General features: G+C 68.4%; 11 protein-coding genes. 5 read left to right on the plus strand and 6 right to left on the minus strand.

The annotated features are described in order from the left end of the window. Positions 1 to 3: 3 nt before the first annotated feature. The 5 genes from MD221_RS07740 (at position 4) to MD221_RS07760 (ending at position 6,665) form a co-directional block, all read left to right on the plus strand. Positions 4 to 702, plus strand: a complete 699-nt coding sequence (locus tag MD221_RS07740; RefSeq protein WP_242109635.1) for a methyltransferase domain-containing protein — start codon at positions 4 to 6, stop codon at positions 700 to 702. A gap of 55 nt (positions 703 to 757) precedes the next feature. Continuing rightward, a complete protein-coding gene (locus MD221_RS07745) occupies positions 758 to 1,537 on the plus strand; it encodes a class I SAM-dependent methyltransferase (protein WP_242109638.1) in 780 nt (259 codons plus the stop codon). Between the two features lie 120 nt (positions 1,538 to 1,657). Beyond that, positions 1,658 to 2,224 (plus strand): hypothetical protein, encoded by a 567-nt coding sequence (locus tag MD221_RS07750; protein ID WP_242109640.1) that lies wholly within the window; start codon positions 1,658 to 1,660, stop codon positions 2,222 to 2,224. A gap of 199 nt (positions 2,225 to 2,423) precedes the next feature. Next, positions 2,424 to 4,664, plus strand: coding sequence for a glycosyltransferase family 2 protein (locus MD221_RS07755; protein ID WP_242109642.1), 2,241 nt, complete (start codon positions 2,424 to 2,426; stop codon positions 4,662 to 4,664). An 81-nt stretch (positions 4,665 to 4,745) separates the two neighbouring features. After that, entirely contained in the window at positions 4,746 to 6,665 is a 1,920-nt protein-coding gene (locus MD221_RS07760) for a DUF2142 domain-containing protein (protein WP_242109644.1), read from the plus strand. Positions 6,666 to 6,680: 15 nt separating this feature from the next. Here MD221_RS07760 and MD221_RS07765 read toward each other — a convergent pair whose 3' ends face one another. The 6 genes from MD221_RS07765 to MD221_RS07790 form a co-directional block, all read right to left on the minus strand. Then, entirely contained in the window at positions 6,681 to 7,673 is a 993-nt protein-coding gene (locus tag MD221_RS07765; RefSeq protein ID WP_242109645.1) for a glycosyltransferase family 2 protein, read from the minus strand. A 15-nt stretch (positions 7,674 to 7,688) separates the two neighbouring features. Next, positions 7,689 to 8,630: an electron transfer flavoprotein subunit alpha/FixB family protein gene (locus MD221_RS07770; protein WP_242109647.1), complete on the minus strand. Its 942-nt coding sequence runs from the start codon at positions 8,628 to 8,630 to the stop codon at positions 7,689 to 7,691. Further along, complete coding sequence (locus MD221_RS07775) at positions 8,630 to 9,376, minus strand: electron transfer flavoprotein subunit beta/FixA family protein (RefSeq protein ID WP_242109649.1); 747 nt, start codon at positions 9,374 to 9,376, stop codon at positions 8,630 to 8,632. The genes MD221_RS07770 and MD221_RS07775 overlap by 1 nt, the downstream gene beginning before the upstream one ends. A 139-nt stretch (positions 9,377 to 9,515) precedes the next feature. Next, positions 9,516 to 10,649 (minus strand): dTDP-4-amino-4,6-dideoxygalactose transaminase, encoded by a 1,134-nt coding sequence (rffA, locus tag MD221_RS07780; protein ID WP_242109651.1) that lies wholly within the window; start codon positions 10,647 to 10,649, stop codon positions 9,516 to 9,518. Continuing rightward, on the minus strand, positions 10,646 to 11,524 hold the full coding sequence (locus MD221_RS07785; RefSeq protein WP_242109653.1) for a class I SAM-dependent methyltransferase: 879 nt from the start codon (positions 11,522 to 11,524) through the stop codon (positions 10,646 to 10,648). Before MD221_RS07785 ends, rffA begins: the two co-directional genes overlap by 4 nt. An 85-nt stretch (positions 11,525 to 11,609) precedes the next feature. Then, entirely contained in the window at positions 11,610 to 12,230 is a 621-nt protein-coding gene (locus MD221_RS07790) for a class I SAM-dependent methyltransferase (protein WP_242109655.1), read from the minus strand. Between the last annotated feature and the right edge of the window lie 4 nt (positions 12,231 to 12,234).

Raw genomic sequence — 12,234 nt, forward strand, 5'->3', positions numbered from 1 at the left:
TCCATGCAAGTCGAAGTCAGGTGCAACGTCTGCGGTTCGTCGGACTTTACCGACGTCAATGGCCGGAAGGCCGTGCTGTGCGCGAACTGCGGCTCCTACGAGCGGACGCGGCTGATGAAGATGTACATCGAGAGCCTGGGGCTGCCGCCCGAGTCGCGCGTGCTGCACCTGGCGCCCGAGCGCGGCCTGTCGGAGTGGTTGAGGGAAACCTTTTCCGACTACGTTCCCGCCGACTACGACCTGGAGCGCTACTCGCACATCCCCGGCATCCGCAAGGTCGACCTGTGCCAGCGCGACTACGAGCTGCCCGGGAAGTTCGATCTGATCCTGCATTCGCATGTCATCGAACACCTGCCTTGCAGCTACGCCGTGGTGCTCATCCGCCTGCACAAGATGCTCAATCCGGACGGGCACCATCTGTTCTCGATTCCGATCTACGGGGCTTCCTACGAGGAGTCCCTGGCGCCGCTCTCGCACGAGGAGGCGACCCGGCGCTTCGGCCAGTTCGACCACGTGCGTCGGTTCTCGCCGCGCGACATCGGCCAAACGATCGGATCGGTCTTCGACATTCCGACGGAATATCGCCTGAAGGAGCGGTTCCCGGCGGAGCGGCTGCGCGCGGCCGCCATTCCGGAAAACGCCTGGGACGAATACACCGGGCATTCGGTGTTCAGCCTGAGACCGGCGGATCTTCTGGTGTGACGCGAAAACCCCTCAGCCGTCCGACACGCGGTCAGCTAGTGGCCTGGAGAAAAACTTGAGCGACGACCATCCGAAAGACAGCGGCGCGAAGTACCACATCGAGATCCTGGGGTACTGCCCGATTTGCGAGCGCTCCGCCAGGTTCGTCTCAAACAACATCTGGCTGCGCGGCGCATTGACCTGCCTGACCTGTGAAAACGGTTCCGTGCCCCGCGAAAGGGCGCTCGCCCACGTGCTCAACCGCGTGGCGCCGGACTGGCGCAAGCTGCGGATCCACGAGTCGTCCCCGGCCACCCGCGGCATCTCGGCCAAGCTTCGCCGCGAATGCGCCGGCTATACGGGCAGCCACTTCTTCCCGGACTCGCCGATGGGCGAGCAGGTGGGCGGCTACCGCAACGAGAACCTGGAAGCCCAAACCTTCGAGGACGGCATTTTCGACATCGTGGTCACCCTGGACGTCTTCGAGCACGTCTTCCAGCCCGGGGCCATGATTAAGGAGATTCATCGGACATTGAAGCCCGGCGGAATATATCTATGCACCTTTCCCATCCGGGCCGGGCAGGTCGAGTCGCATAAACCGCGGGCGCGGCTGCGGCCGGACGGGAGCGTCGAGCACCTGGAGAAACCGGAATATCACGGCAACCCGATCAACGAGGAGGGGGCCTTGGTGACCTGGGATTACGGGTACACTATCCACCAGATGCTGTCGTACTGGGCCGATTTCGACGTAGAGATCCTGCGGTTTTCGAAACAAAGCATCGGTGTGCTTGGCGAATATACCGATGTGGTTTTGTGTACAAAGCGCTGGAGCGAGTCGGTTCTCAAGCACGCTTGACGCCGGATTATCCCGTGGAGCCTCGCCTTTCCACGGATGCGACCCGGTCGCCCGCGTCCTCCGCTCCGCCATCCGTCATCCCGCAACATTCCACTCTCCCGTTATCCCAGGATTTTCATTATGAGAACCAAAGTAGGCAACGCCGTCATCATGCCGATGGTCCTGCTCGGGCTGCTCGCCGCCTGCGGCGAAAAGCAGGCGGACGCGCCGGCGCAGCAGCCTTCCGCCGAGCAGCCGGGCACGCAGCCCGCCGCCCGCAAGCCGCTGTCCATGCGCACCACCGACGTGCGCCTGAAGACCGGCACCGCCCAGAACAAGAGCTGCAACATCGAGACCGCCAACGGCACGCTGTTCTGGCCGGAGTCGCCCAAGGCGACCAAGACCGCCACGATCGACATCGGCGGCTGGATCGTCGACGAGGAATCGAAGTCGATTCCGAACAACGTCAAGATCCGCTTGCAGACGGCCAACGGCATTTCGGCCTGGGAGCAGGACATCGTCAACCGCGGCGACCGCGCCGATGTCGCCAAGCACCTGGGCTCGCCCGAGTACCTCAAGTCCGGCTTCAAGGTCAGCCTGGACGTCGCCGATCTGGCGCCCGGCGACTATGTCGTCTATCTGGCTTTCGACACCCCGAAGGGCGAAGCCGTTTGCGGGATCGGCCGCCGCCTGACGCTGGCGCCCTGATCCGCTTCGATCGCGGGCGGGCGGCCGTGGCGCGGCCCGTCCCGCGAATGCCGGATTCTGGCGATAGATGAGTGTTCGAGTCTCCGTGACACAGGGTCAAGGCATGCGCCCGGAGGCGCATCCAGGCGGCGGGCATCCCGTCCCCGCGGTGCTGAGGCAAGGCTGGTCCGGGCGCCGCCGGCGCATGCGGTTGCAGCCGATGAGCCAGCTCGAGCGGATCGAGACCGCGGACGCCGGCGCGGCCTGGCGGGTCACCGGCGAGGATCCGTGGTTCGCCTTCCAGAGCGATGAAGGCGCGCCCGCCCGGCTGGCGGGCGGGTGGTACCGGCTGCGGCTCCGGCTCGACCCCCGGCACGGAGGCCTCGTCGCGCCGTGCTTCTATCCGGACTACGGCCAGGGGGTCATGTACGGCGATGCCATCCCGTTGCCCGAGTCGGGCGGCGATGGCGCCATCGATACGCTGGTGCTGTTCAAGCACGACGTCCATGCCTTGCGCTTCGATCCCACGCTCAAGCGCAGCAACTTCGAGCTGCGCCGCTTCGAGCTGCAGCGGCTCGGGCGCTTTTCCGCATTGCTCGACATGCTGCTTGGGCTGCGCAGGCCGCCGGGCGAAGGCGGGTGGCGGCGCGTCGGCGGCGCGGCGGGACGGTTCGCACGTACCGCCTCGCGCCGCGGCCTGTCGGAGGCCGCGCGCGAACTGTTCTCCGAGCATACGCGCGGGCTGCAGGGCAGCAGCGACGGCTATGCCGAATGGGTCGACCGCTACGACACCATCGGCGCCGCCGAATTCGATGCGATGCGGCAGCGCGCGGCCGCGCTGGGCGACGGCCCGCTGATCTCGCTGGTCGTGCCCGTCTACGAGACGCCCGAGCGCTGGCTGCGGCAATGCCTCGACAGCGTGCTGCGGCAGGCGTATCCGCGCTGGGAGCTGTGCATCGCCGACGACGCCTCGCCTTCCCCGCGCGTGCGCGAGCTGTTGCGCGAATACGAGCGTCGCGATCCGCGCATCCGCGTCGCCTACCGCGAAAGCAACGGCCATATCTCGCAGGCCTCCAATTCGGCGCTGGCGCTGGCGACGGGCGATTTCGTCGGCCTGCTCGATCACGACGACGAACTGCGCCCGCACGCGCTGCTGGAGATGGCCGAGGCGATCGCCGGAAATCCGGAGCTGCAGCTGCTGTATTCGGACGAGGACAAGATCGACGAAGAGGGGCGCCGCTTCCATCCGTATTTCAAGCCGGGCTGGAATCCGGACCTGCTGCGCTCGCAGAACTACCTTTGCCATTTCACGGTGGCGCGCACGGCGCTGGTGCGCGAGGTCGGCGGCTTCCGCGCGGGCTTCGAGGGCAGCCAGGACCATGACCTGGTACTGCGCTGCAGCGAGCGCCTGGCGGCCGGGCAGATCCGGCACGTCCCCAAGGTGCTCTACCACTGGCGCGCCATCGCGGGATCGACCGCGCTCGGGCGCGACGCGAAGGATTACGCCTCCGCCGCGGGCTGCCGCGCCGTCGACGACCACCTCAGGCGCACCGATGCCGCCGCCGGGGCGGAAGAGCTGGCGCATGGGCACTACCGCGTGCGCTGGCGGTTGCCGGATCCGGCGCCCAAGGTGACGGTAATCATTCCGACGCGCGACAAGGTCGGCCTGCTCCGCAACTGCGTCGACAGCCTGCTGCGGCGGACCCGCTATCCGAACTACGAAATCCTGGTCGTGGACAACCAGTCCGGCGAACCCGAGACCCTGGCGTACCTGGACGAATTGCGCGACAGCGGCGCGGCGCGCGTGCTGGCCTATGACGCGCCGTTCAACTATTCCGCGATCAACAATTGGGCGGTCGGGCAGGCCGACGGCGAGATCCTGTGCCTGCTCAACAACGACATCGAGGTGATCTCGGAGGAGTGGCTGGAGGAAATGGCCGGACACGCCTGGCGTCCCGAGGTCGGCGCGGTCGGCGCCATGCTGTACTACCCGGACGACCGCATCCAGCACGCCGGCGTCATCCTGGGCGTGGGCGGCGTGGCCAACCATGCCTACGCGGGACAGCTGCGCGGCCATGCCGGGCACGGTGCGCGCGCCAAGGTGGCGCAGGACCTGTCGGCTGTGACCGGTGCGTGCCTGGTGGTCCGGCGCAGCGTCTATCGGCAGCTGGGCGGCCTCGACGAGCGCCTGCAAGTGGCGTTCAACGACATCGACTTCTGCCTGCGCCTGCGCGAAGCCGGGTATCTCAATGTATGGACGCCGTTCGCCGAGCTGTACCATCACGAATCGGCCTCGAGAGGCAACGACCTGGCGCCCGAGAAGCTGCAGCGCTTCCTCGGCGAGGTCCGGCACATGGAGGAACGCTGGCGCGATTGGCTGCAGAGCGATCCTGCCTACAATCCGAACCTGAGCCTGAACGATCTGAATTCCGGCCTGGCTTTCCCGCCGCGACGCTCGTGACATGCCCCGGATCGAGACCCGCCCGCGTCCTCGTCCGAAGAAGGTGATCCCGTGACGGACGCGCCGCGCCGGGCGACGCGCATGCGATGGGCAATCGCATTGCTGCTGTTGCTGCTGGCGACCATCGTCCTGTACGCCAACCAGCGGCGGCAGGTGGAGGTGGCCTTCTCCGCGCAGGCGAATGCCTCCGGTTGGCTCCAGGTCTTCCACGACGCCCGCGGACAGTACGCGGAAACCCGCTCGCAATGGCTGAAGCTGGAGACCGGCCCGGCGCGGGCGCAGGGATTCGATGCGCGCGGACGCGAAGCCGCCTGGCTGCGGCTGGATCCTCCGCTGAAGGCCGAAACCAGGTTGTGCGGGCTGCGCATCGGCCAGTCCGGCGCGGCGGGCGAGTACGAGATCCGGCAGGCCGATGAAACCGCGGTCGCCCTCGAGGAGGGATGCCTGCGCATGCGGCCCGCCGATGGCGCGCGCGATCCCAAGGTCGTGGTGCGGTTTGTGGGACGGTCCGCGGAAAAGCTGGCGCGCGCCCAGGTCTGGCAGCGCGTCTTCCTGGTCGCGGCGGGCCTGCTGGTGCTTGCGCTGGCCGCCGCGGCGTACGCCTGCAGGGCATCGCTGGCCGCGGCCGCGGCCGCGATGCCCGCCGTGAAAGGGTTTGCCGTCCTGGAGCGCCGGCTGCATTGGATCGCCGCGGCGATGATGCTGGCGCTGGGGACCGCCTACGTACTGGCTACCCCGCCCGGCGCGGTGCCCGACGAGGAGGCGCATCTGGCCAAGATCGTCCGCATCAGCCAGGGCGTCGCGTTCGGCGATTCCGGAACCAGGCCCATGCCCGATCCGCGGGCGATGTACGGACCTTTCTCGGACTACCTGGTCAACAAGCAGCCCTTCACCAGGCAGCAGCTGTCCGCGCAGCTGGATCGCCCGCTGGCCTGCGCGCCGACGGGCGCGGGGCTGGCGAAAGGGGCGAACGGCTATTTCCCGCACCAGTACGTCTTGTCGAGCCTGTGGTTCAAGGCCGCCTGCGCCGGCGGCATGCGCTTCGGCCAGTTCCTGTACGGCGCCAGGATGCTCAATCTGCTGCTGGCCACCGCGCTGGTCGCCTGGGGATTGGCGTACGCGGCACGCGGCAAATGGGCGCTGTTCCTGATCGCCTTCCTGCCGATGACGCTGTCGCAGATGAGTTCGCTCTCGGCCGATTCGCTCACCCTGTCCCTGAGCGTCGCCTGGCTCGGGCTGATCTCGGGCATCGCGGGAGGACGCCTGGATCCCGCGCGCGCCGCGCCGGCGCTATGGACGTTGTCGCTGGCGATCGCCTTCCTGAAGCCGGGCACGGCCTGGGTGCTGGCCTGCCTGCTGTTCTGCAAGCCCGCCTACGATCGCGCCGGCGTGTCCTACCTGGGCGCGCTGTTGCGGCATCTGGCATTGCCGTGGCTGGTGCACATCGCCTGGACGCTCTCGGCCAGGGGCGATGCGCAACCGTTGCAGGGCGTGGACTGGACGGCGAATCTGCATGCGCTGCTGGAGCATCCGGCGAGATTCCCGCTGGCGCTGGCCAGGACGATGACGGGAGAGCACGCCGTGCTGCTGCTGCAGAGAATGATCGGCGTTCTGGGCTGGCTCGACGTCAAGCTGTCGGCGTGGACGTACTGGACGGCGGGCGCGATGCTGCTGGCGGCGTTCTGGGCCAACGATGCCGCGCGCGGCAGGCCGCCGCGCTACGTGATGCCGCTGGCCGCGGCAATGGCGCTGGGGTCCGTCGTCGTGGTCGCGCTGCCGCTCTTCATCTACTGGACGCCCGCCGATTCGCCCGTGGTGCAGGGATTGCAGGGCCGCTATTTCACCGTCACCGCCGCCTTCGCGCTGACTTGGTGCGCCTTCGGCGTGCCGGCCGGGCTGCGTTCCGTGCTGGGATGGGCCTTCGTCGCGGTGGCGGTGGCGATCAACATCGACGCCGTGTACCGGCTGCACGAGGCCTATTTCGTCGTCGGACGGCCTTGAGGCGTCCGCGGGCGCCTATCGCTTCTGCAAGGGACGCCGCACCGGCGCGGCCATGTCGTAGGAAAGGAAGGCCAGCAGCAGCTGCAGCCCGGCCAGCAGCGACAGCGCCGAGAGAATGACGGTGCCGACCGGATTGGCGATGCCGGTGCGCAACGACTGCCACCAGTGGTAGCCGCCGAAGACCGTGCCGAACAGGAGCAGGGCGACGCCCGCGATCAGCTGCACGGAGGCGACGGAGAAGTCGCGCAGGAAATAGTTGTAGAAGATGCGCTTGCCGATGTTGCGCAGATGGCCGAACAGGAACGGGCCGACCACGCGGGAGATGCGCAGGTTGCTGCTTTCCTCGCCGTACCTGGCTTCCATCGGCACGTCCTCGACCACGGCGCCGATCGTGTTCAGGCGGAACAGCATGTCGGTTTCGAAGAAGTAGCGGCGGCTGAGCTTGCCCAGCGGCAGGCGGCGCAGGGCGGCAGCGTGGATCGCGGTGTAGCCGTTGGTGGGGTCGAAGACGGCCCAGTAGCCGCTCGAAGCCTTGTTCATGAACGACAGCACGGCATTGCCGAACAGGCGCCTGGCGGGCATGCGTTCGACCACCGCCAGGTCGAAGAAGCGATTGCCCTTGGTGTAGTCGGCCTCGCCGCGCAGCAGCGGGGCGAGCAGGTGCGGCAGTTGCGCGGGATCCATCTGCCCGTCGCCGTCGATCTTGATGGCGATCGAGGCGCCGCACGCCAGCGCCTCGCGATAGCCGGTCGCCATGGCTGCGCCGACGCCGGCGTTGCTGGCATGGCGCAGCACGCGAACGCGTGGGTCCGGGCATTTGTCCTCGACCTCGGCGCCGGACCCTTCCGGGCAGGCGTCGTCGACGACGAGGATCCGGTCGACGAAGTCGGGGATGCCGGCAATGACGTCCAGGATCTGCCGGCGGACGCGATAGCAGGGAATCACCGCGACGATGAGTCCCTGCGGGGCGATCCCGCCGAGAATCGAGTCCGCGTCCTCGCGCAGCATCTTATCCCTGGCGCGTCATTGCAGCGCCTGCTCCAGTTCCGGCAGGAGCTTGAACAGGTCGCCCACCAGTCCGATGTCGGCGATCTCGAAGATCGGCGCCTCGCCGTCCTTGTTGATCGCGACGATGGTGCCCGCGTCCTTGATGCCGGTCAGGTGCTGGATCGCGCCGCTGATGCCCACGGCCACGTAGAGCTCCGGCGCGATGATCTTGCCGGTCTGGCCGACCTGCAGCTCGTTGGGCACGTAGCCGGCATCGACCGCGGCGCGCGAGGCGCCGACCGCCGCGCCGAGCTTGTCGGCGAAGTCGTAGATGATCTTGAAGTTCTCCGCCGAGCCGACGCCGCGGCCGCCGGAGACCACGCGCTTGGCGCTCTGCAGGTCCGGGCGGTCCGACTTGCCGGCGGCCAGGCCGACGTAGCGGGTGTGGGTGGGCAGCGTCGCTTCCACGGCGGCCGCTTCGACGGCGGCACTGCCGCCCTTCGCGGCTTCCGGCCAGGAGGCGGTGCGCACGGTGGCGACCACGGTATGGTCGGCGGGCGCCTCGACGGTGACGATGGCGTTGCCGGCGTAGATCGGGCGCTTGAAGGTATGGCTGCCTTCCACGGCCATCACGTCGGAGACCTGGGCCACGCCGAGCAGGGCGGCCACGCAGGGCATCAGGTCCTTGCCGAAGGTGGTGCTGGGGCCGAAGACGTGGCTGTAGCCCTTGGCCAGCGCGGCGATCTGCGGCGCCAGCACCTGGGCGATGGCGTCGGCGTTGGCGGCGTTGGCCACGGCCAGCACCTTGGCGACGCCGGCGATCTGCGCGGCCTCGGCGGCGACGGCGGCGGGATCGGCGGCGAGCACGACGATGTCGATGGCCTCGGGTTCGAGCGCCTGCGCGGCGGACACGCACTTGGCGGTGGCGGCGTTGAGCTTGCCGCCCAGGTGTTCGGCGACGATGAGGACCTTGCCCATTACAACAACCCCTTCTGCTTGAGTGCGGCGACCAGTTCGGCCGCGTCCTTGACCATCACGCCCTTGCTGCGCTTGGGCGGCGGCGCGTAATGGGTGGTCTTGAGCGTGTCGCCGGTGTCCACGCCGAGGTCGGCGAAGGCGAGCGTCTCCAGCGGCTTGCTCTTGGCTTTCATGATGTCGGGCAGCTTGATGAAGCGCGGCTCGTTCAGGCGCAGGTCGGTGGTGACCACCGCCGGCAGGTCGACTTCCAGCGTTTCCAGGCCGGCGTCGACTTCGCGGGTGACGGTGGCCTTGCTGCCATCGATCTCCAGCTTGCTGGCGAAGGTCGCCTGCGGGCGACCCCAGAGCGTGGCCAGCATCTGGCCGGTCTGGTTGGCGTCGTCGTCGATGGCCTGCTTGCCCAGGATCACCAGGTCCGGCTGTTCCTTCTCGATCAGCTTCAGCAGGGTGCGCGCGGCGGTCAGCGGCTGGATGGCCTGGTCGACCACCACGTGGACGGCGCGGTTGGCGCCCATCGCCAGGCCGTTGCGCAGGTGCGCCTGGGCGTCGGCGGGCGCGATGGTGGCGACCACGACCTCGCTGGCGATGCCCTTGTCGCGCAGGCGCAGGGCTTCTTCCAGGGCGATTTCGTCGAAGGGGTTGGCCGAGAGCTTGACGCCGTCGGTGACCACGCCGGAGCCGTCCGGCTTGACCTGGATGCGGACGTTGTAGTCCACCACGCGCTTGTAGGCGACGAGGATTTTCATCGTTCAGCGATTCCTATGGGGGGTGGAGCCGGCCCGGGCCAGCCTGAGGCCAATTCTAGCGGAGAGCAGACGGGGGCGCATGGAGCGCCGGCCCCGGGACGCGGGCGTCCGCGTCCGGACGGTCGACGCCGATGCCGCGCTAGGCGATTTCGCCCAGCACGGCGTCGGCGGCCTGCAGCACCTCGTCCAGGTGCGCTTCCAGGCCGATCCAGAGCGGCAGGCGAACCAGGCGATCGCTGATCGCGTCGGTGACCGCCAGATCGCCCTGCGCGCGCCCGTAGCGCTGCCCGGCGGGCGAGGAGTGCAGCGGGATGTAGTGGAACACCGTGCCCACGCCGCGCTGCTTCATGCCGGCGATGAACGCGGTGCGCGCCTCCAGCGACGGAAGCAGCAGGTAGTACATGTGCGCGTTGTGGGTGCAGTGCCCGGGCACGATCGGGCGGCGCAGCACGCCGGCCTCCTCGTGCGCCCGCGCCCAGGCGTGGTACTGGTCCCACAGTGCCAGGCGCTGACCGGTGATGCTGTCGGCGGCGTCGGTCTGCGCGGCCAGGAAGGCGGCGGTGACTTCGCCCGGAAGGAACGAGGAGCCGAGCTCGACCCAGGTGTACTTGTCGACCTGGCCGCGGAAGAAGCGCGAACGGTTGGTGCCCTTCTCGCGGACGATCTCCGCCCGCTCGCCCATCTCCGGATCGCGGCACAGCAGCGCGCCGCCTTCGCCGGAGATGATGTTCTTGGTCTCGTGGAAGCTCAGCGCGCCCAGCTCGCCGATGGCGCCCAGGGGGCGACCGCGGTAGGTGGACATGATGCCCTGCGCGGCGTCCTCGATGACGGACAGGCCATGGCGGGCGGCGATGGCGAGGATGGCGTCCATCTCGCAGGCGACGCCGGCGTAGTGGACCACGCAGATGGCCTTGGTGCGCGGCGTGATCGCCGCCTCGATCAGGCGCTCGTCCAGGTTGAGGGTGTCCTCGCGGATGTCCACGAACACGGGCACCGCGCCGCGCAGCACGAAGGCGTTGGCGGTGGAGACGAACGTGTACGAGGGCATGATCACCTCGTCGCCGGGCCGCAGGTCCAGCAGCAGCGCCGCCATCTCCAGCGAGGCGGTGCAGCTATGGGTCAGCAGGGCCCTGCTGGCGCCGGTGTTCGCCTCCAGCCAGGCATGGCAGCGCTTGGTGAACGGACCGTCGCCGGAGAGATGGCCGTTGGCGTGCGCCTGCGCGATCAGCCACAGCTCGCGGCCGGTCATGTAGGGCTTGTTGAACGGGATCATGCGGGTTTTTTCTTCGCGACGAGCAGAAGGCTGCCGCCGAGCGGCAGCGACAGGCCCAGGTTGAGGAGGGCGAGCTCCAGCCGCATCGCGGCGTAGAGCAGGGAATTCATCCAGGAGGGAATGCGGAACTCGCGATACGGATCGTCGGCCGCGGCGGCGGCCTTCTTGCCTTTGCGCGCCAGCAGCATCAGCGGCAGCAGCAGCGTCACGAAGGACGTGACCTTCACCACGTCGAGCCCCGCGGCCTCGACGCGCTCGACCAGCTCGCGGCGCGAATAGCGCCGCACGTGATGGGCGATCTCGTCCTGCTCGCTCCAGAGCCACTGGTGCTGCGGCACGGTGACCAGCAGCGCACCGCCGTCCTTCAGGGCCTGGGCGGCCTGCGACAGCACCTTGCGGTCGTCCTCGATGTGCTCGATGACGTCGAACGCGCCCACGGCATCGAAGCACCGCTCGAAGGGGATGGCGCGCGCGTCCATCTGGACGAACTCGACATCGGGCATGCGCTCGGCGGCATGCTGCAGTCCCGCGGTCAGCAGTTCGCTGCCCACGCAGTCCGCTTTCGGGAACGCCTCGCGCATCGCGCCCATGACGAAGCCGGTCCCGCAGCCGATCTCCAGGAAACTGGACATTCCCGGTGCGTAGCGCCTGGCGGCGGTGACGATGAGGAGGTTGCGCGCGCGGAACCAGAAGTTGCCCGCCTCCAGCGCGGCCAGCGCATGGTGATGCTCGGGATCGAAGCCTTCGCTGCTGCTGGCCAGCGCAGGCGCGAAGGCGCGGAAGCCGTCGATCCTGCCCGGCGCGAAACCGCAGAAGGCGCAGGCCTCCTGCTTAAGATCGTTTCCGCCGCATGCGGGGCAGCGATTCATTTTCATCGGCGGCCGGTCCGGCGCATGCGAGCCATGCCGCGCACCCGCGGATGGCCTTCCCGCCCGGCGGGAGCGGGAAGGCCGAGAAGCATCACTTGGTGCATACGAGAATGGCGTGGCTGTAGGGGATGTTGAGCAGGTCGTCGCGCCGGATCAGCTCGACCCGGTCGAAGCTGGCGGCCGCCAGGTCGCGATACGCCTCGCCCGGGCGGACGTTCTGTCCGCGATCCTTGCTGATCAGCCAGCGGGCGGCGCGCGATTGCGAAGGCCAGTAGCCGCCGTCCAGGGTGATCAGCCGGCCGCCGGGCGCCAGGCGCTTGTACAGGTGCGCGATCAGGCCGCGTGCGCCGTCGTCGTCGAGGTGGTGCAGCAGCCCGAGCGCCAGGGCGACCTGGCAGGGAGGGATGGCGTCGTCGGCGATCTGCGTGATGTCGGCGCAATGGAATTGGCCGCGGTCGCCGTATTGCTCGCGCGCGGTGTCGATGTAGGCCTGGGACAGGTCGAAGCCGTGATACCGGATCGAAGGGTCGAGATGGTCGAGGATCTCGGCCGGCCCGCAGCCGACATCGACCAGGATGTCGCCCGCGTTCGCCCTGATGTACTCGGCGCAGATCGCCTTCCGCAGGCGGGTGGCCCCGACCAGGGTCTGGAACGCGCTGTAGACGCCCGGGCTGGAGAGGACGGAGCGGAGACCGCTGGTGACCTGTGCCATAGAC

The organism is Luteimonas aquatica (genome assembly GCF_022662575.1).
GTDB classification, from domain to species: domain Bacteria; phylum Pseudomonadota; class Gammaproteobacteria; order Xanthomonadales; family Xanthomonadaceae; genus Luteimonas; species Luteimonas aquatica.